At 55.7% G+C, this 23,767-nt stretch carries 18 protein-coding genes and 1 pseudogene; 11 read left to right on the top strand and 8 right to left on the bottom strand.

Annotated elements, in window-relative coordinates; translation table 11 throughout:
- The first annotated feature begins 62 nt into the window (after positions 1 to 62).
- From ACU6HM_RS06530 to ACU6HM_RS06510, 5 genes are all read left to right on the top strand, one after another.
- Positions 63 to 1,220 carry a branched-chain amino acid ABC transporter substrate-binding protein gene (locus ACU6HM_RS06530; protein ID WP_063693130.1) on the top strand — a complete coding sequence of 386 codons (1,158 nt, stop codon included), beginning with the start codon at positions 63 to 65 and terminating at the stop codon, positions 1,218 to 1,220.
- Between the two features lie 128 nt (positions 1,221 to 1,348).
- The gene (locus ACU6HM_RS06525; RefSeq protein WP_021446749.1) at positions 1,349 to 2,281 is read left to right on the top strand and encodes a branched-chain amino acid ABC transporter permease; all 933 of its coding nucleotides are present in this window, start codon (positions 1,349 to 1,351) and stop codon (positions 2,279 to 2,281) included.
- The gene (locus ACU6HM_RS06520) at positions 2,278 to 3,384 is read left to right on the top strand and encodes an ABC transporter permease subunit (protein WP_021446748.1); all 1,107 of its coding nucleotides are present in this window, start codon (positions 2,278 to 2,280) and stop codon (positions 3,382 to 3,384) included. Before ACU6HM_RS06525 ends, ACU6HM_RS06520 begins: the two co-directional genes overlap by 4 nt.
- Positions 3,381 to 4,217 carry an ABC transporter ATP-binding protein gene (locus tag ACU6HM_RS06515; RefSeq protein WP_250757042.1) on the top strand — a complete coding sequence of 279 codons (837 nt, stop codon included), beginning with the start codon at positions 3,381 to 3,383 and terminating at the stop codon, positions 4,215 to 4,217. The genes ACU6HM_RS06520 and ACU6HM_RS06515 overlap by 4 nt, the downstream gene beginning before the upstream one ends.
- Positions 4,214 to 4,951 (top strand): ABC transporter ATP-binding protein, encoded by a 738-nt coding sequence (locus tag ACU6HM_RS06510; RefSeq protein WP_021446747.1) that lies wholly within the window; start codon positions 4,214 to 4,216, stop codon positions 4,949 to 4,951. Before ACU6HM_RS06515 ends, ACU6HM_RS06510 begins: the two co-directional genes overlap by 4 nt.
- Positions 4,952 to 5,526: 575 nt before the next feature.
- Here ACU6HM_RS06510 and ACU6HM_RS06505 read toward each other — a convergent pair.
- Positions 5,527 to 6,384 (bottom strand): HNH endonuclease, encoded by an 858-nt coding sequence (locus ACU6HM_RS06505; RefSeq protein WP_446763536.1) that lies wholly within the window; start codon positions 6,382 to 6,384, stop codon positions 5,527 to 5,529.
- A complete protein-coding gene (locus tag ACU6HM_RS06500) occupies positions 6,381 to 7,955 on the bottom strand; it encodes an AAA family ATPase (protein ID WP_446763535.1) in 1,575 nt (524 codons plus the stop codon). Before ACU6HM_RS06500 ends, ACU6HM_RS06505 begins: the two co-directional genes overlap by 4 nt.
- A gap of 1,049 nt (positions 7,956 to 9,004) precedes the next feature.
- Between ACU6HM_RS06500 and ACU6HM_RS06495 the strand changes: the two are divergent.
- Together ACU6HM_RS06495 and ACU6HM_RS06490 are read left to right on the top strand one after the other, a co-directional pair.
- A pseudogene (locus tag ACU6HM_RS06495) lies at positions 9,005 to 9,681 on the top strand (SDR family oxidoreductase).
- Positions 9,682 to 9,713: 32 nt separating this feature from the next.
- Positions 9,714 to 10,358: a DJ-1/PfpI family protein gene (locus ACU6HM_RS06490; protein ID WP_446763534.1), complete on the top strand. Its 645-nt coding sequence runs from the start codon at positions 9,714 to 9,716 to the stop codon at positions 10,356 to 10,358.
- A gap of 118 nt (positions 10,359 to 10,476) precedes the next feature.
- Here the strand turns inward: ACU6HM_RS06490 and rlmF are convergent, their stop codons facing one another.
- From rlmF to ACU6HM_RS06460, 6 genes are all read right to left on the bottom strand, one after another.
- Complete coding sequence (rlmF, locus tag ACU6HM_RS06485) at positions 10,477 to 11,472, bottom strand: 23S rRNA (adenine(1618)-N(6))-methyltransferase RlmF (RefSeq protein WP_009455715.1); 996 nt, start codon at positions 11,470 to 11,472, stop codon at positions 10,477 to 10,479.
- Between the two features lie 136 nt (positions 11,473 to 11,608).
- Entirely contained in the window at positions 11,609 to 12,070 is a 462-nt protein-coding gene (gene dut, locus ACU6HM_RS06480; protein ID WP_035268160.1) for a dUTP diphosphatase, read from the bottom strand.
- A 74-nt stretch (positions 12,071 to 12,144) separates the two neighbouring features.
- A complete protein-coding gene (gene coaBC / locus ACU6HM_RS06475) occupies positions 12,145 to 13,329 on the bottom strand; it encodes a bifunctional phosphopantothenoylcysteine decarboxylase/phosphopantothenate--cysteine ligase CoaBC (protein WP_404832005.1) in 1,185 nt (394 codons plus the stop codon).
- A gap of 20 nt (positions 13,330 to 13,349) precedes the next feature.
- On the bottom strand, positions 13,350 to 13,883 hold the full coding sequence (gene lspA, locus ACU6HM_RS06470; RefSeq protein WP_373568173.1) for a signal peptidase II: 534 nt from the start codon (positions 13,881 to 13,883) through the stop codon (positions 13,350 to 13,352).
- Entirely contained in the window at positions 13,876 to 16,716 is a 2,841-nt protein-coding gene (ileS, locus tag ACU6HM_RS06465; protein WP_321386545.1) for an isoleucine--tRNA ligase, read from the bottom strand. The genes lspA and ileS overlap by 8 nt, the downstream gene beginning before the upstream one ends.
- Positions 16,706 to 17,671 carry a bifunctional riboflavin kinase/FAD synthetase gene (locus tag ACU6HM_RS06460; RefSeq protein ID WP_446763533.1) on the bottom strand — a complete coding sequence of 322 codons (966 nt, stop codon included), beginning with the start codon at positions 17,669 to 17,671 and terminating at the stop codon, positions 16,706 to 16,708. The genes ileS and ACU6HM_RS06460 overlap by 11 nt, the downstream gene beginning before the upstream one ends.
- 49 nt (positions 17,672 to 17,720) lie before the next feature.
- On the opposite strand from ACU6HM_RS06460, the gene purN reads away from it, so the two are divergent.
- The 4 genes from purN (at position 17,721) to ACU6HM_RS06440 (ending at position 23,435) form a co-directional block, all read left to right on the top strand.
- Positions 17,721 to 18,377 carry a phosphoribosylglycinamide formyltransferase gene (gene purN / locus ACU6HM_RS06455; RefSeq protein WP_009455720.1) on the top strand — a complete coding sequence of 219 codons (657 nt, stop codon included), beginning with the start codon at positions 17,721 to 17,723 and terminating at the stop codon, positions 18,375 to 18,377.
- 173 nt (positions 18,378 to 18,550) lie between these two features.
- Positions 18,551 to 19,816 carry an RsmB/NOP family class I SAM-dependent RNA methyltransferase gene (locus ACU6HM_RS06450; protein WP_045931823.1) on the top strand — a complete coding sequence of 422 codons (1,266 nt, stop codon included), beginning with the start codon at positions 18,551 to 18,553 and terminating at the stop codon, positions 19,814 to 19,816.
- Positions 19,817 to 19,917: 101 nt separating this feature from the next.
- Positions 19,918 to 21,144, top strand: a complete 1,227-nt coding sequence (locus tag ACU6HM_RS06445) for a DesA family fatty acid desaturase (protein ID WP_026482877.1) — start codon at positions 19,918 to 19,920, stop codon at positions 21,142 to 21,144.
- Positions 21,141 to 23,435 (top strand): UvrD-helicase domain-containing protein, encoded by a 2,295-nt coding sequence (locus tag ACU6HM_RS06440; protein WP_022983186.1) that lies wholly within the window; start codon positions 21,141 to 21,143, stop codon positions 23,433 to 23,435. Before ACU6HM_RS06445 ends, ACU6HM_RS06440 begins: the two co-directional genes overlap by 4 nt.
- Positions 23,436 to 23,767 lie beyond the last annotated feature (332 nt).

Genomic DNA, 23,767 nt, shown 5'->3' with positions numbered 1-23,767 from the left:
TTCATTCTCACGGCACGGGCCGGCATGTAGCGCGGCTATATTAAAAAACGAAGGAGAACAATATGCAGTCCATCACGAGCTTTAAATTGGCCTTGGTTTCGACCGCGGTTTTTGGTGCATTGGCAGCGAGTCCTGCTTTTGCCGCTGACAAGGTAATCAAGCTGGGTTTTTCCGCCCCCTTGACCGGCCCGCAGGCTCACTACGGCGAAGACATGCGCAATGGCCTGGTGCTGGCTCTGGAAGAAGCCAATGCCCAGAAAATTGAAATTGATGGCGCAACCGCCCGTTTTGAACTGGTGGCCAAGGATGACCAGGCTGACCCGCGTACAGCGGTCCAGGTCGCCCAGCAAATTGTGGACGACGGTGTGGATGGCGTATTGGGCCACTTCAACTCGGGCACCACGATTCCTGCTTCGCGTGTCTACAACGACGCGGGCATCCCCCAGATCGCCATGGCAACCTCGCCTGAGTACACCCAGCAAGGTTACGACAACACCTTCCGCATGATGACCAGCGACACCCAGCAAGGTGCCGCTGTGGGTCAGTTCATCGTCAAGGATCTGGCAGCCAAGAAAGTAGCCCTGATCGACGACCGTACCGCTTACGGCCAAGGTCTGACTGACCAGGTTGCCCGTGCGGTAGAAAAAGCCGGTGGTCAGATCGTGGCCCGTGAATACACCACGGACAAAGCCAATGACTTCACCTCCATTCTGACCAATATCAAGTCCAAGGCACCCGATGCCATCTTCTTTGGTGGTCTGGATGCGCAGTCCGGCCCGATGAAGCGTCAAATGCAGACGCTGGACATCAAGGCCCCGCTGGTTTCGGGCGAAATGACGCGCAGCGACACCTTCCTGCGTCTGGCCGGTAATGCTGCCAACGGCACTTACGCGTCCCTGGCTGGTGTGCCGCTGTCCACCATGGCGGCTGGCGAGAAATTCGCCAAGGACTACCAGGCCCGCTTCAAGGCTGAGCCCGGTGTTTACGCTCCGTACGCCTATGACGGCGCCTGGAACATGATCACCGCCATGAAGGAAGCCGGTTCTTCCAAGGCAGAAGACTACCTGCCCAAACTGGCCGCATTGAAACGCAACGGCGCAACCAGCAGCAACATTGCCTACGACCAGAACGGCGATCTGAAAGAAATCGCTGTCACCATCTACGAAGTTAAGGATGGCAAGTGGACGATGGTGAAAACCATGGTCAGCCAGGCTAACTAAGCGTCTCTGATCCTGCAGTTTGAGCCCTTCGGGGCTCATCTTTACCGTGGCCTGTGTTTGGCAGGCCCACGCTCCCTGTTCTATCGCCGTGCGCCGGGGCAGGGAGCAATGACCACGAGTCCCAATCTATGGAAATCCTGATACAACAACTAATAAATGGCCTGACCGTGGGCAGTGTCTACGCCTTGGTGGCGCTGGGCTACACCATGGTGTATGGAATTATTGGCCTGATTAATTTTGCGCATGGTGATGTAGTCATGGTTGGGGCGATGCTGGCCACGACAGTGGTGTTATCGCTGGTCGGCGCGGACCCGGCAGGCCTGTCCGCCTGGTTGATGGTGGGGTTGGCCCTCTTGGCCGCTATCCCCGTCTGCATGGGCATAGGCTGGACTGCCGAGCGTTATGCGTATCGCCCCTTGCGTCGTGCGCCCCGTCTGGCTGCACTGATCACCGCTATTGGTGTGTCTTTTATTGTGCAGAACCTGGCCATGATGATCTGGGGGCGCAATTACCTGAGCTTCCCGCACATTATTGAACCCATGGTGTTCCAGCTGGGTGACGCGCGCATCAGCTTGCTGCAAATTCTGATTATCGGTGGTGCCGCTGCGATCATGTCTGGCCTGATGGTACTGGTGCACCGCACCCGTCTGGGCACCGCCATGCGTGCAACCGCCCAGAACCGCGAAGTAGCTGGCTTGATGGGGGTGAATATTAATACCGTGATCTCCGCTGCCTTTGTGATCGGCTCGGCCCTGGCTGCCGTCGCAGGCGTCATGATCGTGACCTACTACGGTGTCGCTCAATACACGATGGGCTTCATGCTGGGTCTCAAAGCATTTACCGCCGCCGTTCTGGGTGGCATTGGTAATTTGGGTGGCGCCATGCTGGGTGGCTTGCTGCTGGGCTTGATCGAAGCTCTGGGCGCAGGCTACATCGGCGACCTGACCAATGGGGTCTTTGGCAGTAACTATCAGGATGTGTTCTCTTTTATCGTGCTGATCTTGGTGCTGATTTTCCGTCCCTCGGGCCTGTTGGGTGAACGTGTGGGAGATCGCGCATGAGTCTGAATCAAACATTAAGTGGCGCTGGCTCCAAACAGCGCCCCGCAACGCCCGCCAAAGTCTGGGTCGGTGCGCTGCTGATTGGTGTAGTGCTGGCCATTTTGCCCTTCGTGCTGGGCATGGCGGGGCAAAGCTGGATCCGCACCCTTAACTTTGCCTTGCTGTACGTGATGCTGGCCCTGGGCCTGAACATCGTGGTGGGTTTTGCCGGTCTGCTGGACTTGGGCTATATCGCTTTCTATGCCGTAGGGGCGTACGTCTGGGCCATGCTGGCATCGCCGCATTTTGGTCTGCACCTGCCGTTCTGGATGGTGCTGCCAGCCGGTATCGCCTTGGCCGCCGTATTCGGTGTGTTGCTGGGCTTTCCAGTTCTGCGCTTGCGGGGCGACTATCTGGCCATTGTGACCCTGGGTTTCGGTGAAATTATCCGCATCTTCATGAACAACCTGGATGCGCCGGTCAACATCACCAACGGTCCGCAAGGGATCAACCGGGTCGATACCTTCAAGATTGGCGACTTCATCTTTGGCAAGGCGGAAACCCTCTTTGGCATACGGATAACCGGGCCAGAAAAATACTATTACCTGCTCCTGCTGATCACGCTGCTGATTGTGTTCATCTGCGTGCGCTTGCAGCACTCCCGCATTGGCCGCGCCTGGGAAGCCATTCGCGAAGATGAAATCGCCGCCAAGGCCATGGGCATCAATACCCGTAACGTCAAACTGCTGGCCTTTGCCATGGGTGCAACGTTTGGTGGTGTGGCCGGTGGCTTGTTTGCCTCCATGCAAGGCTTCGTTAGCCCGGAGAGTTTCAGCCTGACCGAGTCCATTTCCGTGCTGTGCATGGTGGTGCTGGGTGGTATGGGCCATATCCCCGGCGTGATCGTTGGCGCTTTGCTGCTATCTGTCTTCCCCGAACTGCTGCGCTCCGTCGTCGTACCTCTGCAGCAAAGCGTGTTTGGTGACGTGATTCTGGACCCGGATGGCATCCGTATGCTGTTGTTCGGCTTTGCCCTGGTACTGGTCATGATCTATCGCCCCGAAGGCCTGTGGCCCTCTGCAGTGCGCCGTCGTGAACGCAAAATGAAGCAGGTGCAAGCATGAGTCTGAGCATGAACCAACAAGTAAAAAACGGCGAGGTGCTGTTGCAGGCAGAAGGCTTGTCCAAACGCTTCGGCGGTTTGCAGGCCTTGTCCGAAGTCAGCTTCAGCATTCGCAAGGGCGATATCTACGGTCTGATCGGCCCGAACGGCGCGGGTAAAACCACGCTGTTCAACGTGATGACAGGCTTGTACATCCCCGAGTCGGGCCGCTGCACCTTTGCAGGCCGCAACCTGACTGATTGCAAACCGCATCAAATCGCTGAATCCGGCTTTGCCCGTACCTTCCAGAACATCCGCTTGTTCGGCAGCCTGTCTGCCCTGGAAAACGTCATGATCGGCCGTCACGTCCGCACCCGTGCAGGCGTGTTGGGGGCGGTGTTGCGTAACCGCGCTACCCGTCAGGAAGAAGAACAGATCGAGGCCCGTGCCTACGAGCTGTTGGATTACGTAGGCATTGCCCAGCACGCTAACGAGATTGCGCGCTCATTGTCCTACGGCGACCAGCGCCGCCTGGAAATCGCCCGTGCCCTGGCAACTGATCCCATGCTGCTGGCACTGGACGAACCCGCTGCCGGCATGAACCCGTCCGAGACCGTAGTCCTGCGCCAGCTGATAGAAAAAATCCGTGGTGACGGCATTACTGTCCTGCTGATCGAACACGACATGAAGCTGGTCATGGGCCTGTGTGATCGAGTTCTGGTGCTGGAATACGGCAAAGTCCTGGCCGAAGGCAAACCCGCCGAAGTCCAACATAACCCACGCGTGATCGAAGCCTATCTGGGCGCAGGTGCAGCCAAAGAGCTGGGCATTACCGTTGAAGAGGAAAAGGCATGAGCACAGAACCGTTGATGCTGGATATTCGGGGTCTGGATGTAGCTTATGGCGGCATCCGGGCGGTACGTGGCCTGGACCTGCGGGTGGGTAAGGGTGAATTGGTTTGCTTGATCGGTGCAAACGGCGCCGGTAAAAGCACCACACTGCGAGCCATTACAGGACTGGTGCCTGCGGCTGCGGGGCAGATTGAACATCAAGGCGAAAGCATCGTCGGCTTGCCGTCGCATCAGTTGGTGAGACGTGGCGTGGTCATGGTGCCGGAAGGGCGGGGGATTTTTCCGCAACTGACGATTGAAGAAAACCTGGCCATGGGGGCGTATACCCGCAAGGACCACCACGAAGTCCGCCAGGATATCGAGCGTATCTATACCCTGTTCCCGCGTCTGGCTGAGCGTAAGAAGCAATCGGCAGGGACTTTGTCTGGTGGGGAACAGCAGATGGTGGCAATGGGACGGGCGATGATTTCCCGGCCTTCATTGCTGTTGCTGGATGAGCCTTCAATGGGCTTGGCTCCCATCATGGTCGAACGGATTTTTGAGTTGATCCAGACGATTGCTAAGGAAGGCGTGACGATTTTACTGATTGAGCAGAATGCGCGCTTGGCGCTAGAGCTGGGAGATCGGGGATATGTGATGGAGTCAGGGCGGATTATCCTGGAAGGCCCGGCTGCGCAGTTGCTGCATGATCCGAAGGTGAGGGCGGCGTATCTGGGGGAAGAGGATTTTGCGGCGTAGGTAAGGCTCAGAGTTAGAGAAAAAGCCAATCAACTTTGGGTTGATTGGCTTTTTTGTTTTTTGTGCTGAGTCTTATTAAGTAGCAGAGATTAACGTACCGGTGTCTGCTTTCGACCCATCTCTGCCGTTCTATGTGACATGATTCCAGGGTCTCTGTTTAAGTACAAACGGTCATTCGCTCACGTACGTCATCCAGAATGTCTCGCCCATGGCCGCGGTTAGATTGGGGCCAACGTTGAATGTTGAGCAACTGACGCTAGAATTATCGCGGCACGATCATGCCTGATTCGACCGAGATTTAAGGATCACCGAACATGGAAGATGATTTTGATGGATTGGACTGGACGAAGGCCCACGATACGACGACCCGGATGGCCGCATGAGAGAAGTACTTCAATGAAGGCTAATGAAGCGATATTCTTCAGCTAGAGTTTTCTTGGCTGGCAAGAGGCTGCATAGCGTCCGTCCTATGCCTGCCAGGCTGTTTGCTACGTGAAGCCGAATCCCGCGAAATCGAGGAAATGAACATTCGGCGTCTGGGGAAGCCAAGATCGATATCTTTCGCGGAGGAGGTCCTACGGTAGATAGTCGTACAGTGCTTGGAACATCCCTCTCTGCCAATGGTTGATGAACGGTGCATTGTTGATGCCTGGAACGAGCAATACCGTACGGATCGTTGCGTTAGGGAGATTCAAATTCTTCAAGCTATCGATTTGACCCAATGTCGTTTTCAACAACTGTGCGGCTTTGACGGAGAAGCGCTTTGCTAACCCAAAATCATTGAAATGTTTTTGAACCCTATCTTTATGAACCTTTTGCCATTCTTGAGGAGGGTCGGCGTAATATTGAATTGACGCCGGTCTGTTAGAGGGGTCAAGAATGCATCTGGCAGAGATCCATTTCGACTTAAAGAATCGGTCATGATCGACATAGGGTTGTAAAAATTGGTCTTCCGCTCGTGTAGCGAAAGATTCGGCTTTGCCATCCATATTGCAATCACGGCATGACGGAACCAGATTCTGGGGGAAGGTCGAAAATTGTGGGAAATGTGCCTTCGGTAGGAAATGATCCAAATTTCTAGGCGTCCCGATTCCTCCGCAAAATGGACACTGTTCGTGTGCAGAGTTTAGTAGCTTGTCGTATGTGGTTCTCGATTCCTTTTCTTCATTACGAAAATAGTACTCGTACAAGTTCACAAGTTCAGATTTAACCAAGGTCCCGACGACAATCTGATTTTTGTCCGGGGACGGGATTGCAGGAATTTTGTAAAGTTCTCCCGAGCTACCGCACGTGATGTAGGAATCTCCAGCCTGAAGCAAGTCCGGCTTTGTTTCGATCATCTTTTGCTTGAATGCGTTGTTTCCCGTGATCCCCTTAATGCATTCGTCTAACGTCGCTTCGAAGTTGCGCTGCGGCGCATTCAAACGCATCATTTTGTAAGTCCTCCATCACGTTCTGCAATGAGAGCTGCGAGGACTGCTCTGCCTTCTAAGCCGAGTTGGTTATCATACTGCTTAAGTATCTCTTCGTGCGAAGCCCCCCCTCTGACGGAGGCCTCAAGCATCGCATGGAATCCGGATCTGGCCACTTCGAGGCTGAAGATTTCACTCGTTAACATTCCTACATTTTCTGCGAAGGTCTCAATCTTTGGTCGAGCCACTGATACGTCCTTCCGAACCCTGAAGATTTTCCAGGCGCACGAACGCGGGATTTCCTGCAAAACGACTGGTGAATGGGTGGCGATGATCGCGACACCGTTCTGGTCATGAAGCAGATCGGAGAGGGCGCGTATAAATGCCGATAGTAGCGGGGGATGCAGATGGCTTTCGGGTTCGTCGAGAAGGACCAAAGTTTTTTCTTGGACGGTTTCAACAAGACGTGTAATCGTTAGCAGCACGATTGCATGCCCTGAACTCATGCGGGAAAGATATCTGTCCACCTCTTCCGAGTATTGTTTCAAGAAAATCACCGAGTCGGATTGTTCGCTATTTATCCTTTCTCTAACGCTTAGATAGGCGGACTGAAGTTGCACCAGTTTCATGGCATCAAAGTTCTCATCGGACCCAAGTTTTTCGATCGCTTTGAGCCAACGTTTAGTCTTTCCTTCGTTCCTAAAGCATCCTGCTAGGGATTTTACGCAGTCTGCTCGAAGATCGGAGATGGTTCGATGCTGATCTGGATACGTGCGGTCCTTCAATCCAATATAAAAGTAGCAAGTCCCTTTTGATGGATCTGGTTGTTCCTCAGGAGGGGTGAACGGGTCGAACGCGCTGAACGAAACAGATACGAGACTGCTAAAATAGTCGACTCCGATTTCGCTATCGGATGCGGACTTTAGATTGATGAATTTTGATAAATTCGGGCGCTTGGTGATCGCGTCAATCATTCCATTTAACAATGTCGTTTTGCCGACACCGTTTCGGCCAATAACGGCGTGTATATTGGTGCTCGGAATCGAGCTGACCCCTACCGAGAATTCGAGAGAAATGCTGCCCATGTCTTCGGATTCGGGTCTAGTAAATCGAAAGTCAAAATTGGTAAGTTCTGCAGCTCCATTGAGGACACGCAAGTATTGACCCCTAACAAGGGAGAGGGAGACTTCGCGCAGAAGTGAAATGCTGAATACGCTTTCTTCTCGAACCTCGTCGATTATTTCGGGATGTCGCACTATGTCGCGAAGGGCCGACAGTATCCGGATACCGTAGCTATCGGGAAGACTCCCCACCCTGCGATAGAAGTCGACATCTTGACCCAACGAAAAGTATCTTTCGTCGAGGGAGGTAAACTCGGAAGATAAAGTCGAGTGGGTGGATGTTTCGGTTGTTTGTCCTTTGAAGCCAATCTTCACCGCGCCGAGTTCGACTCTTGTGCCGGTGTTGTCGCGGTAATACATATGGAACATCGTGACAAACGAGTAGTCGTTCCAGTTATCTATCTCGAGATATACGATGTCGTTATCCGACTGATCCGACCACGACGAACGAGAAATGACTTTGAATTTCATATTCTATAAATGCTCTTTTGGTTGTCTCATGAACCTTGGCGGGGCCACTACCGCTACTGTGATGATTGTCGTTGCATTTAGGTGAATTTTGTCGTCGCATCGCCTCGCTGGACGTGATTGCTAACCTTGCAAGGTCCGTCGGATATTGAGCCACCGTCTTGCATGGATTTCCTCCCTGTTTTTACGGTGGGGCGTTAGAAAACTTAAGTTGTTTGCAGAGGTGCAAACCTCGAGCGTTCCCTGTCTCTCTTGCGGCTATCACTGTCGTCAGTGCGGCGACCTTCGGACTAGAGGGCACACGACGGCTTTCGGGCGTGCTTGCATCTTGGTTTGCCCGACCGTCGACTGTCGGCCACGTTGCTTTCCACTGTGTCGCGCAGGGCGAATCAGCCGCGAAAAGATGTCGATTGGATGATTAGGTCTTCCGGCGTAATCTTTATGCGCGGAGCACGTCGATCGCGCTTGCGGAGGGCTGTAATCGTCATGCGGGAACCAACAGGGAGCGTCCGTGCTTTGACTGACGAGCGGCCGCCAGACATACGTCGTGTAGCGATCATTTCCAAAAAGCAGGTCTCGAATGTCCGCAAATCGACATGGAGCAGTCGCCCGTGTGGCCGCTACACGGCTCGGTCCAATGGCGGCAATTGGCCGAAAGCAGCCAGAATAATAACTAAAAAAAAGAAATGTGTCTCTACATCGAATAAATAGAAAACTGGATCGTTCGCTAGTTTTTTATTTAAAGTGTCAGTAATTGCAGAGAAGTTTTAAAAGCCTTTAAAGAGAGCAATTTAATGCTTCGATAGCAATGAATAATGTTTTATTTTTGTAGAGATAGCTACTAGTTGGTGGATTTATGCGGTGCGAATAGCAGTTAAGAGTTTTGAGCGGGCTCTGGGAGGCTGCAAACCTTTACCATAGCAACTCCAGGATGTAGCCGACAGATCGCTATGTAGATAAAGGTAGCTTGTGCCATCCAAAAAAGCAGCGGGTTCAGAGTGCATTCCTATGCGACTGACTCCTTTGTACGGACCCGCTAAAGAGAACAAAAAATGGATTTAGGAATTACCGGACGACGTGCCGTGATCTGTGGGGCATCGAGTGGTTTGGGGCTGGCATGTGCTCAGGCCCTCGCCGCTGAAGACGTGCAGGTCACCCTGGTATCTCGCAGTGAACACAAGCAGCAAGAAGCCGCCAAGCGGATTGAGGCATTGACCGGCGTTGCAGCTAAATGGATTGCTGCGGACCTTTCTCAGGCAGCTGGCAGACAAGCCGTAGCTGCAGCGTGTTCGGACATCGACATTCTGGTGACCAACGCGGGTGGGCCTCCGTCTATGCCTTTTGCTCAGTTGGATACCACTCATTGGCAAGCCGTCGCTTTGGCCGTAACGTCAATATCACTTCGGTTTCCGTTCGTTCGCCTGTGACCAACCTTGAGTTATCTACTGCTGCCCGTATGGCTTTGACTGGTTTCGTTGCCAGTGTGTCTCGCGGAGTAGCACAGCATAATGTGGCGATCAATAACCTATTGCCCGGCACCATCATGACGGACCGCTTACTGGAGCTGGGGCCTGTAGCAGAGAAAATGATTGCCTCAGTACCAGCAGGGCGAGCTGGAACGCCTGCTGAGTTTGGTGCTGCATGCGCCTTCTTGTGCAGCGAGGCCGCAGGTTTTATCGTGGGTCAGAATTTGTCTATTGATGGTGGTTTGGTACGAGCTACGATCTAAGTTATTAAGTTTCAACCATGAAGGGGCACACCATGAGCGGTAAGGCTGTATCGGCTACATCTAACAGCACAGCAGGCAGTACAACAAAAAAACAGATCGGCATTGTGCTGTTTGATCAGTTTGAAACTCTCGATGTATTCGGGCCGGTTGAAATGTGGGGCGGGATGCCGGATTACGAGATGGTCATGGTGTCTCAACAGGGTGGGCTGGTGCGTTCGTTTCAAGGGATAGAAACCCAGGCTTCCTATAGTTTCGAGACGGCTCCGCAGTTCGATATTCTGATGGTTCCCGGCGGCATGGGAACGCGTCGTGAGATCAACAACCCTGCCATGCCGGCCTTCATTCATAAGCAGGACAAGGCAACGCAGTGGACGGTGTCGGTGTGTACGGGGGCGGCCTTATTGGCCAAGGCGGGTATTTTGAAGCAGCGCCGGGCTACGTCCAACAAGCTGGCGTTTGATTTTGCGGTGGCTCAGGATGGGGATGTGCTTTGGCAAAAGCAGGCTCGCTGGGTGTTTGATGGCAAGTACGTCACATCCTCGGGCGTGTCGGCGGGGACGGATATGGCGTTGGCCCTGGTCGAGAAGCTTTATAACCGTGAGCAAGCTGAAAGCATCGCGCATTGGACCGAGTATGTCTGGAACAGTGATCCGACGATTGATCCGTTTGCGCGCTAGGGTTGGTGTTTGCTGGGTGTAGTTGTTCGGTGAAAGGTTTAGGAGTCGGGGTCTTGGCGTTGGCAGCTGATCGCAGCTAATGCCATCAGCGTATCGAGCATCCCGACTTGATACGTGCCTACTTCCAGCGTTCCTTGCGCCAGGCCTCTTGCGCTGCGGCGTCCAGAAAAGTCCAGGCGACGAAGCGGCTTTGCTTTTGTCCTTGCGTCATTTCTACGGTTTTGACTTTAACCGCCTTAGCCTTTTTTAAGGCATTCAACACACCGGGTACATTCGACGCTTTGGACACCAAGGTACTGAACCAAAGCACTTGCCCGCCTACGGTCACGCTTTCTTCGATCATGCGGCGGATGAAAAGCGCCTCGCCGCCTTCGCACCAGAGTTCCGTATTCTGTCCACCAAAGTTCAGCACGGGAGCATTCTGCTTGGGCGCGGCCTTACCCAAACCACGCCATTTACGTTGACTACCGCTTACTGCCTCTTCCTGCGACGAATGGAAGGGCGGGTTGCATAGCGTCAGGTCAAAGTAATCATTCGCGCCTAGCAGGCCTTTGAAAATATGTCTGGGGGATTTCTGCTGACGTAACTTGATTGCAGCCGACAAGCCCGGGTTCGCGTGAATAATGCTTCGTGCAGAAGTCAGCGCATCAGCGTCTATGTCGGACCCTAGAAACTGCCAGCCATATTCGGTATGACCAATCAATGGGTAGATAGCATTTGCGCCCACGCCAATATCCAGGACGCGTACTGCCTCACCACGGGGAATGGTCCCCTTATTGCTGTTGGCCAGCAAATCGGCCAGGTAGTGCACGTAGTCGGCCCGGCCCGGTATAGGAGGGCAGAGGTAATCGGCAGGAATATCCCAATGCGCTATGCCGTAAAAACTCTTCAGAAGAGCACGATTCAGGGTTTTGACGGCATTCGGATCGGCGAAGTTGATGCTTTGATCACCGTAGGGATTCACAAAAACGAATTCAGCCAGCTCGGGCGTGTCTTTGATGAGGGCATCAAAGTCGTAACGCCCCTGATGGCGGTTGCGTGGGTGGAGCTGCGCCGCCGTTTTATTTGAAGTGGGTAATTCGGCGTTGGAATTACCTTTTTTTGGAGATGGCATTGGAATCCGAAATTGGCCGGGGTAAGTCTGAGTCGTGGCGCTGCTACGTTTTTAAAGCAAAGCATCAGGGCTAAAGAAGGAGCGATGCTGACTGCGACAAGGCATTTCGCATCGCGTCCTTCTCCAGCTTTAAAGCTTAGTTCTTGCCCGTGCTGCCAAAGCCACCGGTACCGCGCTCGGTCTCGGTAGAGAATTCGTTCACAAATTGCAGTGCTACTTGCACCACAGGCTGGAACATCAGCTGGGCGATGCGCTCGCCGGGCTGGATCACGTAATCCTGATCGCTGTCATTGGCCAGAATCACGCCAATCTCGCCGTGGTAGTCGGCATCAATCACGCCAATGCCTTGGGCAACACGCACACCGTGTTTCAGGGACAGGCCCGAACGCGAGGCGACGATGGCGACCAGGCCAGGGTCCATCATATTGATGGCCAAGCCGGTTTTAACCAGCGTACGGCCGCCAGCGGGCAGGGTAACGGCTTCGCTCAGGCAGGCGCGCAGGTCCATGGCGGCGGAGCCATCCGTGGCGTAGCTGGGGGCTTCGATGCTCGTGCCCAACAAGTCATTGACGATGCGAGCTTCAATACGGCGGTGCATAGACGGTATCCTGAAAAAAAAAGAGGCAGCGCACCTGCTTTAGCGCTGCCCGTCATCATAAAAGAGAAAAGGGATTAAAGCCGCTGGGCGATGTCTTGCACCAGCTGGCGTGCGGCCAGCAGTTTATCCTGAGCTGGCCATTGCATATGACCTTGCTCGTCAAACAGCACCAGCTCGGTGTCGTCGGCGTTCATGGCGCGCTGGGCCAGGTTGGCAACCAGCAAGGGCACGTTCTTGCGTTGACGCTTGGCTTGAGCGTGCTCGATCAAGTTGTCGGTCTCGGCGGCAAAGCCTACGCAGAAAGGACCGTTCTTCAGGGCGGCAACCTCGGCCAGAATGTCGGGGTTGGGGCTGAATTGCAGGTCCGGCGTGGCTTGTTCGGACGTCTTCTTGATCTTGATGTCGCTGGCATTGCTGACGTACCAGTCCGCTACCGCTGCAACGCTGATAAAAATATCGGCATCATCCACTTGGGACATGACAGTGGCGTGCATCTGACGGGCGGTTTCTACATTGATGCGACGCACCTGATAGGGCGTCTCTAGTGCAACGGGGCCGGAGACCAGCGTCACTTGCGCACCGGCTTCTTGAGCCGCACGGGCAATCGCGTAACCCATTTTGCCGGAGGAGCGGTTGCTGATGACGCGCACTGGGTCAATCGGCTCGCTGGTCGGGCCAGCGGTGATCAGAACGCGTTTGCCTGCCAGCAGTTTCGGCTGAAAGAAGGACGTGAGCTCTGCCAGCAATTGGGCAGGCTCCAGCATGCGGCCATCGCCGGTTTCACCACAGGCTTGGTCGCCACTGCCGGGGCCAAGAATGTGCACACCGTCACGGCGCAGTTGTTCGACATTGCGTTGGGTGGCCGGGTGCAGCCACATTTCCCGGTTCATGGCTGGGGCGATCAACAGGGGGCAATGGCCACGAGCAATACACAAGGTGCTGAGCAAGTCGTCGGCCAGACCGTTGGCCAGCTTGGCCATGAAGTTGGTGCTGGCGGGGGCGATCAGGATGGCGTCCGCATCCCGGCTCAGCTGGATGTGGGCCATATTGTTGGGAACACGCGCATCCCACAGGTCGGTGTAGACGGTACGGCCAGATAAGGCCTGGAAGGTGACCGGGCTGATGAAGCGCGTGGCCGATTCGGTCATGACGACATCAATCCGTGCACCCAGGTCCTGGCTGCGACGCAAGAGTTCGGCGGTTTTATAAGCAGCGATGCCGCCGGTGATGCCAAACACCAGTTTTTTATTGCTAAGCATAGGACATGATCCTTACAGACTCAGGAGCGCTGTCGTTTGTTGCGGCGCATGCGCATGAACTCGTCCAGCACCAACAGGGCAGCGCCGCAGCTGATGGCGACGTCGGCAATATTGAAGGCCGGAAAGTAGGATTGATTCCAGTAGAACAGCAGAAAATCTACCACGTGCCCGTGCATCAGGCGATCCACCACGTTGCCGATGGCACCGCCCAGAATCAGGCTAAGCGACAGGCAAAACAAGGGTTGCTTGGCCGAGCGGCGCAGCATGGTCACGATAAAGACCGTGGCAACGGCTGCGATGCCGACAAAGAACCAGCGCTGCCAACCCTGACCACCGGCCAGAAAGCTGAACGCCGCGCCGGGGTTGTAGAGCAGGGTGAAATCAAAAAAGGGCAGGATATTCCAACGTTCCTGATAGAACAGGTTGCTGTCGAAATACTGTTTGGTCCATTGGTCCAGGCCGACAATAAAGGCGGCCAGAGCAATCCAGGCCCAGAACTGCCGCGAGGGCAGTCGGGCCTGGCCGGGAGAAGGGGCCATGTCCTTATCAGGCATGGTGACGCACTTCGCCTTCGCCAAACAGATTGTCCTCGCAACGACCACACAGGGTGGGGTGCTCGGCGCTCTGGCCTACGTCAGGGCGGTGGTGCCAGCAACGCTCGCACTTGGCCTGTTCGGTAGGGGTAACGTCGATGCGCAAGTCGCCTTCGCCTGCATGCACATCGGCACGCGAGACGATCAGCATGAAGCGCAAGTCTTCGCCCAGGGATTGCAGGAATTCCAGATCCTGACCGTTGGCATAGATGTCGATCTCGGCAGCCAGGGAGGAACCGATGGCGCCGGTGCTACGTACATCTTCAATGCGGCGCATCACGTCGGCACGGATGGCGCGCAGGCGTTGCCACTTGCTGCTCAGTGCCGATTGTTCGCCTTGCTCGGGCAGGACATGGAACAGCTCGGTGAAGATGGTGCCGCTAGGAACCGAACCACCGTGCATGTCGCGCCAGGCTTCTTCTGCCGTGAAAGACAGGATAGGAGCCATCAGCTTGAGCAGGGTCTGTGTCAGGTGATACAACGCCGTTTGAGCCGAGCGACGTGGCTGGCCATCTTTAGCCGTGGTGTACAGACGGTCTTTCAGAATATCCAGATAGAACGCGCCCAGGTCTTCGGAGCAGAAGGTCTGCAAGCGAGCCACGATGGGGTGGAACTCGTAGCGCTTGTAGTTCTCCAGCAACTCGGCCTGCATGTCGGCGGTCATTTGCAGGGCGTAGCGGTCGATTTCGGTCAGTTGATCAACAGGCACAGCATGTTGGGTGACATCGAAGTCGGCCAGGTTACCCAGCAGGAACTTCAAGGTATTGCGGATACGGCGGTAGCCTTCCACAACACGCTTCAGAATTTCGTCGGAGATGGACAGCTCGCCCGAGTAATCGGTAGAGGCGGCCCACAGGCGCATGATCTCGGCACCCATCTTGTCGGCAATTTCTTGCGGCTTGATGATGTTGCCCAGCGATTTGCTCATCTTGCGGCCATTGCCGTCCACCACGAAACCGTGGGTCAGCAGGGCTTTGTAGGGTGCGCGGCCATACAGCATGCAGCCCGTCAGCAAGGACGAGTGGAACCAGCCACGGTGTTGGTCCGAGCCTTCCAGGTACAGGTCGGCAGGCCATTGCAGCTTGTCAGCGTGCGAGCCGTGGGTGGTGTGATCCTTGCCGCCCAGCACGGTAGCGTGTGTGGTGCCCGAGTCAAACCACACGTCCAGCGTGTCGCGGTTTTTCTCGTACAGATCGGCTTCGTCACCCAGCAGGTCGCGTGGGTCCAGGTTCTGCCAGGCTTCGATACCGCTCTTTTCGATACGCTCGGCTACTTGTTCCATCAGCTCGGGCGTGCGGGGGTGCAGTTCACCCGTTTCCTTGTGCACAAAGAAAGCCATGGGCACACCCCATTGGCGCTGACGCGACAAAGTCCAGTCCGGGCGGTTGGCGATCATGGCGTGCAGGCGGGCACGACCCCAGGAGGGGTAGAACTCGGTGTTATCAATGGCTTCCAGCGCCATTTCACGCAGGGTACGGCCGCTGCTGTTTTCCTTATCCATACCGGCAAACCATTGGCTGGTGGCACGGTAGATGATGGGCGTCTTGTGACGCCAGCAGTGCATGTAGCTGTGCGGGTGCTGTTCGGTTTTCAGCAAGGTGCCGGCGTTCTGCAGGGCTTCCACGATTTGCGGATTGGCCTTCCAGATCATCTGGCCGCCAAACAGGGGCAGATTCTCGGCGTAATGCCCATTGCCCATCACGGGCGTGAGCATGTCGTCGTCCTTCATGCCGTGGGCTTTGCAGGAGATAAAGTCTTCAATACCGTAGGCCGGGGCCGAGTGCACCACGCCCGTACCGCTGTCCAGGGTGACATAGTCGCCCAGGTACACGGGGGAGCGGCGTTGGTAGCCTGCGTCCACGTGAGCCAGAGGGTGGTTGAATTCGATCAGGTTCAGGGCTTCGCCGGTAGCGGTGGCCACGACCTGGCCGCTCAGACCCCATTGCTCCAGGCAGGACTTCACCAGCTCTTCGGCCACGATCAGCATGGAGCCGGTGGCGCGTGGGCTGTCCAGCTTGACCAGGGCGTAGCTGATTTCAGGGTGTACGTTCAGTGCCTGGTTGGCAGGGATGGTCCAGGGGGTGGTGGTCCAGATAACGATGGCGCCATCGTCCACGCTGTCCACGCCAAAGGCGGCGGCCAGCTTGTCCTTTTGCGCGAAGGGGAAGGCCACGTGCACGGACGGGTCGGTGCGATCCGCGTATTCAACCTCGGCTTCTGCCAGAGCGGAACCACAGTCAAAACACCAGTTCACGGGCTTCAGGCCGCGGAATACGAAACCCTTTTGCATGATCTTGGACAGTACGCGCAGCTCGTCGGCTTCGTTACTGAAGTTCATGGTCAGGTAAGGGTTCTCCCAGTCGGCCAGCACGCCCAGGCGTTTGAAGTCCTTGCGCTGGCTGTCGATCTGTTCCAGAGCGTAGGCGCGCGCCTTGGCCTGAACTTCCGCCACAGGCAGGTTCTTGCCGTATTTCTTTTCGATCTGGACTTCAATGGGCATGCCGTGGCAGTCCCAGCCGGGCACGTATTGCGCGTCAAAGCCGGCCATATTGCGGCTTTTGACGATGATGTCTTTCAGAACCTTGTTGACCGCGTGGCCAATGTGAATGTCGCCGTTCGCATAGGGAGGGCCGTCGTGCAAAATAAATTTGGGACGACCGGCACTGGCTTGCCGAATTGCTGCATAGACTTTGTTTTCTTCCCACTGGCTAATCCAGCCCGGCTCACGTTTGGCGAGGTCACCACGCATGGGAAAGGGAGTGTCGGGCAAATTGAGAGAGTTTTTATAGTCCATTTGAAGCAAAGTAGTCGCGAGCGCGTTGTGCATCGTTGTCGATGGCGGCGATCATTGTGATGAGGTCCGGGAATTTTTCCTCGTCCCTGACAAATTCCAGAAATTCTATACGGGCAAGTTTACCGTAAGCATCCAGGCGTTGGTCCAGTAAATGCACCTCTAACAGCAGCCGTCCCTGGTCTATGACGGTTGGGCGTACCCCCAAGGAGGCAATGCCGGGCAGAGCCTGTCCGGTCAGTCCGTGCACCCGGACCACGTACACGCCGGAGCGGGCGGCACAGTGTTCGGGGACACGCACGTTCAGGGTCGGGTAGCCAATGTCCCGGCCCAGTTTCTGGCCATGAATGACATGACCACTAATATGAAAGGGCTTGCCCAGCAGGGCACGGGCGCGGTCCAGCTGGCCCACGGCCAGGGCGGTGCGCACTTCCGAGCTGGAGATGCGGCGGCCATCGGCATCGGCCACATCGTGCAGAGTCTCGACGCTAAAGCCATGGCGCTTGCCCGCTTCGCGCAACATTTCAATGTCGCCGGCCCGTTTGTGGCCGTAGCGGAAATCCTCGCCCACCAGCAGCCAGCCAGTGTTCAGACCCTGGACCAGAATCTCGTCAATAAAGGTGGCTGCCGACATATCGGCCATGGCCTGATTGAAGCGGGCCAGATAAATTTGTTCAATGCCACATTGATGCAGGGCTTCGACCTTGTCGCGCAGGCCGCTGATCTGCGTGGGGATCAGTTCGGGCCGTTGGCCGCGCTGCGCAAAAAAGGCGCGCGGGTGGGGCGTAAAGGTCATTACACAGGAGCTCAGGTTCTGCTGGCGCGCCATTTCATTGACGCGATGCAAGATGGCCTGATGGCCCAGATGGACCCCGTCAAAATTGCCAATGGTGACAGCGCTGCGGGCCGTGCTGTTGCGCCGCGGCAGAGAGCGATAGAGTTTTAGATCAGATTTCACAAGCGAGAGTTTACAATTTTGGATTCGTTATTTCTCGGGAAACAGGATTTTGACCGATTCCACCCTACCTTGTCGCCTTGTTGTGCTTATTTCAGGCCGGGGCTCCAACTTGCAGGCCATAGGCGAACTGATCAAGACAGCGGGCTTAAATGGCCGTATCGAGGCGGTCATCTCTAACAAGGGCGATGCGCCCGGACTGGAATGGGCGCAGCGTCAAGGGCTGCCTACCGAGACGGTTTCGCATCGCGAATTTGCAACACGTGAAGCTTTTGACCAGGCTTTGGCACGCGTGATCGACCGCTACCAGCCAGATTATGTTCTACTTGCGGGATTCATGCGCATCCTGAGCACCGATTTTGTTCAGCACTATGCAGGCAAGCTCATCAATATACACCCATCCTTGCTTCCTAGCTTTCCCGGTTTGAATACCCATCAACAGGCACTTGACGCGGGCGTGCAGTTTCACGGCTGCTCGGTGCACTTTGTGACCCCTGTGCTCGATGATGGTCCCATCATTGCTCAAAGTATCGTGCCCGTCCTGCACGACGATGATGCACAGACTCTGGCAGAGCGCGTTTTGGCAACCGAACACCACGTCTATACCGAGGCCGTACGCTGGCTGATCGAGGGACGGGTGCGTTTGCTGGCTGATGGCCGTGTCGAGGTTGCTGGACTTGCGCATCGCGGCTTTTATTTCCCCGCCTGATTGAGCGGGCTATTTGGAATTTTTGAATATTCATGTCTGATCACCACCAATCCCGCGGCCGCTCGGACCGCAAGCGCCCGTCCTCGTCTGCCCAACGTAACGAGTCTGGAGCGCGTGGTCGCCCTTATGCAGCACGCCGCGACAAACCCTCGGGTCCACCCGAGCCGGGCGCGATGGCACAGCGCCGTCTGGAGCAGGTCTCCAGCGCCCTGGGTGAAGTTTTGCAGTGGAAGCACCCCGCCGACCTGGCCTTGACACGCTGGGCGCGTACACGCCCCAAAATGGGCTCGCGTGACCGTGCCGAGATCCGTGAGGCCGTGTTTGATGTGCTGCGCCACCTGCGTCAGTACCGTAACTGGGCGGAAAGCGGCGTAGGCCCATCTACCCGTCGTCTGGCCATTCTGGGCCTGTCTACGGCTATTGGACAGGAATCCCTGTCTTTGGGGCTGACGGAAGAAGAGCGCCAGTGGCTGGGCCATATCCGTGCCCTGAATGTGGACGGTCTGCCGGTTGGCGTGCGCCTGAGCCTGCCCGAGTGGCTGGAAGAGCGTCTGAAAGAGATTCCCGATTCCTACAAGCTGATGGCCGCCATGAACGAGCAGGCCTTGCTGGATCTGCGCGTCAACCCCATGAAAGCTGAGCGTGACACGGTGTTGCGTCAGCTGCAAAACGGCCCCATGGCTCGTTTCAAGCCGGTTGCCATGCCGTTTTCGCCCTGGGGTATCCGTATTGAAGGCCGCCCATCTGTCGCAGTATGGCCACAGTATGAGAAAGGCGAGCTGGAAATTCAGGAAGAGGGCAGCCAGTTGCTGACCGCCTTGCTGGAGCCTCGCCGTGGCGAGATGGTTATTGACTACTGCGCCGGTGCCGGTGGCAAATCCCTGCTGCTGGGCGCCTTGATGCGCTCTACAGGCCGTTTGTACGCCTTTGACGTGTCGGCAACCCGCTTGAACAAGGCCAAACCGCGCTTTGCCCGTGCCGGTCTGTCCAATGTGGTGCCTGTCGTGATTCAGGAGGCGGGCGACCAGCGTGTTCGCCGCCTGCATGGCAAGGCACAGCGTGTATTGGTAGACGCTCCGTGCAGTGGATTGGGAACTTTGCGTCGAAATCCTGATCTTAAGTGGCGTCAACACCCCCAAGCTCTGGAGCAGTACACTCAGATGCAGGCCGACATTCTGGAGCAAGCCGCTGCTTGTGTCGCACCAGGAGGTCGTTTGGTTTATGCAACATGTAGTTTCTTGCCTGAAGAAAACGAGCAGCAAGTGCAGGCATTCTTGGACAAACATCCCGAATTCAAACTGCTGGACGCCCGGGAAATCTTGAAGGACAAATGTCCGGCCCTCGCGCTAGAGGGGCCTTATTTGAATCTGCGCACGGACCGTCACCAAACCGACTGTTTCTTTGGTGCGGCACTTGAACGAATCACGGAAAGTGCTTGATTTAAAGCAAGTTCGTCCTTAAATAGTGTTATTGTTAACTGGTTAGGTGGGCTACACTTTTCCGGTTTCCCTTAACACAAAGATCAGGTCTAAAAGGGTCTATGCAATCGTTTCTTTCTTTTCTTGCTGACGGATGGCTGCAACTGTCTTGGTGGCAGCTTACTCTCGTCATTCTGGCGGTGACGCATGTCACTATTGTGTCAGTTACCGTATTTCTCCACCGCAGTCAGGCGCACCGCGGGCTGGACCTGCACCCTGCGCTGATGCATTTCTTCCGTTTCTGGCTCTGGATGACCACCGGTATGGTCACAAAAGAATGGGTTGCGATTCACCGCAAGCACCACGCCAAATGCGAACGTGAAGGCGATCCCCATTCCCCTGTGGTCTTTGGTCTGGGCCAGGTGTTCTTCCGTGGTGCAGAACTGTACCGTCAGGAAGCCACCAACCCTGAAACCTTGAAGCGTTTCGGTCACGGCACGCCCGATGACTGGCTCGAGCGCAACCTGTACAGCAAGTACAGCATGTTGGGTATTACCATCATGTTGGGTATTGATCTGTTCCTGTTCGGTCTGCTGGGTCTGACTGTCTGGGCTATCCAGATGGCCTGGATTCCTTTCTGGGCAGCCGGTGTGGTGAACGGTCTGGGTCACGCTATCGGTTACCGCAACTTTGCCAGCCCTGATACCAGCACCAACGTGTTCCCTTGGGGCATCATCATTGGTGGTGAAGAGCTGCACAACAACCACCACGCTTACGGTACGTCCGCCAAGTTCTCCAGCAAATGGTACGAATTTGACTTGGGCTGGTGCTATATCTCGGTGTTCAAGGCACTGGGTCTGGCCAAGGTCAAGAAGGTCGCTCCCAAGCTGCGTCTGGAGCCTAGCGTGCCTTCGAATGCTCCGCTGGAAGGCATTAGCCTGGCAACCTTGCAGGGCGTGATTACTCACCGCTACGAAATTCTGGCCCGCTATGCGGACATCATCAAAACCACCGCTTCGGAAGAAATCGCTCGTCTGAAGCCACAAGTGAACAAGGACAACCCGAATTGCTCCTGGTCCCTGCTGGAAAGCTGCAACGACTGGATCGGTCGCGGCGACGACGTTCTGGCTCCCGAGCAGCGCGCTGAACTGGAAACCGTAGCGGCTGGCGATTCCCGCCTGTCCATCCTGGTTCGCATGCAGCGTGAACTGGCTGGTATCTGGGAAAGCTCCAGTGCCTCCAGCGAGCAGTTGCTGTCCGACCTGCGCACCTGGTGCCAGCGCGCTCAGCAAAGTGGTATTGAAAGTCTTGAGCAGTTCGCCTTGCGTCTGCGCCGCTACGCGGCATGATGGATCGCTTAAACCCGGAACAGCGAGCCGCCGTTACTTTACCCTCTGGCCATGCCCTGGTGCTGGCCGGAGCGGGTAGCGGAAAAACCAGTGTACTGACCTCCCGAATGGCCTGGTTAATCCAGACCGGGCAGGTCAGCCCACATGGCCTTGCTGCTGTTACCTTCACCAATAAAGCCGCGCGCGAAATGCTGACGCGGCTTACTTCTTTATTGCCTATCGATACCCGCGGAATGTGGGTCGGGACCTTTCACGGCCTGTGCAATCGCCTGCTGCGCATGCATTACCGTGATGCCGGTCTGGTGCAGACGTTCCAGATTCTGGATACGGCAGATCAGTTGGCCTCCATCAAGCGTATGGTCAAGGCCAATAATGTGGATGACGAGAAATTTCCGCCCAAGGAAATTCAGAAGTTCATCAACGCCTGTAAAGAAGATGGCCAACGTCCTGGCGACCTGGAAGCGCACGACCCTCACCGCCGCCGCCTGATCGAGCTTTATCAGCTTTATCAAGAGCAGTGCGAACGTGAAGGAGTAGTGGACTTTGGCGAGCTGCTGCTGCGTGCCTACGAGCTGTTGTCCCGCAATGCCCCGATTCGCGAGCATTATCAGCGCCGTTTCAAACACATTCTGGTCGACGAGTTCCAGGACACCAATGTGCTGCAGTATCGCTGGTTGCGTCTTTTGGCCGGTGATCAGGCCTGCATGTTTGCCGTGGGCGACGATGACCAGTCCATCTACGCATTCCGTGGCGCGAACGTGGGCAATATGGCCGACTTCGAGCGCGACTATGCCCGTGGCAATGTGATACGCCTGGAGCAGAACTACCGTTCCTGCGGCCATATTCTGGATTCGGCCAACGCGCTGATCGAGAACAATAGCGGCCGTCTGGGCAAGAATTTATGGACCGATAGTGGCGAAGGCGAGCTGGTACGCATCAGCGAACTGGCCTCGGATGCCCTGGAGGCTCAGTGGATTGTGGACGAAGTCCGCGCCCTGATCGCCGAAGGCAAGCCACGCCGTGAAATTGCCATCCTGTATCGCAGCAACGCCCAGTCCCGAGTGATTGAGCACAGACTGTTTTCCCAAGGCTTGCCCTACAAAGTGTATGGCGGCCACCGCTTTTTCGAGCGTCAGGAAATCAAGCACGTACTGGCTTACTTGCGGTTGATGGATAACGCGGACGATGACACCGCTTTCTTGCGCGTCGTGAACTTCCCGACTCGTGGGATTGGCGCTCGCTCCGTGGAGCAACTGGCTGATCTGGCGCGTGAGCGTGGTACCAGCTTGCTGCGTGCCATTCCTTACCTGCAAGGACGTGCGGCTGCCAGCCTGATGCGTTTCTCGAACCTGATTCAGGATATGGCCAGCCAGGCACAGATCCTGTCCTTGCCCGAGCTGATTGAGCACGTTGTCCACGACAGTACCTTGCTGGCCCATTACCAGGCCGACCGCGAAGGTGCCGAACGGCTGGAAAACTTGCAGGAGTTGGTCAACGCGGCTACGGTTTTTGTGGGTGAAGAAGGCTTTGCCGAACTGCCCGCAGGTCGAGTCCCCGAAGCAGTGGCGGGCGAGTCCGAGCAGGCCATGCAGAACCCGGATCAACCGGCTGCCTCCGTGCTGGCTCCCATGTCGCCTTTGGGCTCTTTCTTGACTCATGCTTCTCTGGAAGCAGGGGACAATCAGGCCCAGGCAGGCCAGGACGCCATTCAGTTGATGACGATCCACGCAGCCAAAGGTCTGGAGTTCGATGCCGTCTTCATTACTGGTTTGGAAGAGGGCTTGTTCCCGCATGAGAACAGCTTGTTCGACCCCGGTGGGATCGAGGAAGAGCGTCGTTTGATGTACGTGGCGATTACGCGGGCGCGTCAGCGTTTGTACATCACTCTGGCGCAAAGCCGCATGTTGCACGGCCAGACGCGTTACGCCATGCGTTCGCGCTTTCTGGAAGAGCTGCCGGAGCAACACATCAAATGGTTGTCGGCCCGCTATACCAGTACACCCATGCAGTCAGAGGCCAGTTCGGGTGCCTTCCGTCGTGGTCAAAGCTGGGAGTCCAAGGACAAGAGCTATTCGGCCCAGCCTTACGGCGGTCGCAGTCACACCAGCGTGCTGGAAGTGAATGGCCAGACTTTCCGGGTGGGGCAGGGGGTGCATCACAACCGCTTTGGTGAAGGCACCATTATTAATCTGACGGGTCAGGGCGACGATGCCCAAGCCTTGATTCAGTTCCGTGAAGTCGGCAGCAAGACTTTGGCCTTGGCCATTGCCAAACTGGATCCTGTTAGCTAAAAAGTGAAGCAACTACTGAATCAGTCAATCGCCGTTTGAAGGCCCCCGGAAACTCCGGGGGCTTTTTTTTATGGCCGCACAAAGCGATGGGAATTTTCAAACAGACTTGTTTTTGGCCTGGTTCTTGCATCAAGCAGTTCAATTCTCCAGTTCCTCATTCTTGGTTTCGTAGCCTCCCAAGAAAAGATTCATGTTTTATTTCCTGTTTTTGACAGAAGGATGGTGTGTTCGGAATCCCTTGCTGTATGCGGGTTTCCTGTTTTTAGTATTCTTCTTTTAGCTGCTATATGAGCGTTATATATAAGGGTTATAGATTCTAGTTATAAAGATGG

It is taken from the genome of Alcaligenes sp. RM2 (assembly GCF_052931795.1).
This window is presented reverse-complemented; position numbering and strand designations above follow the sequence as displayed.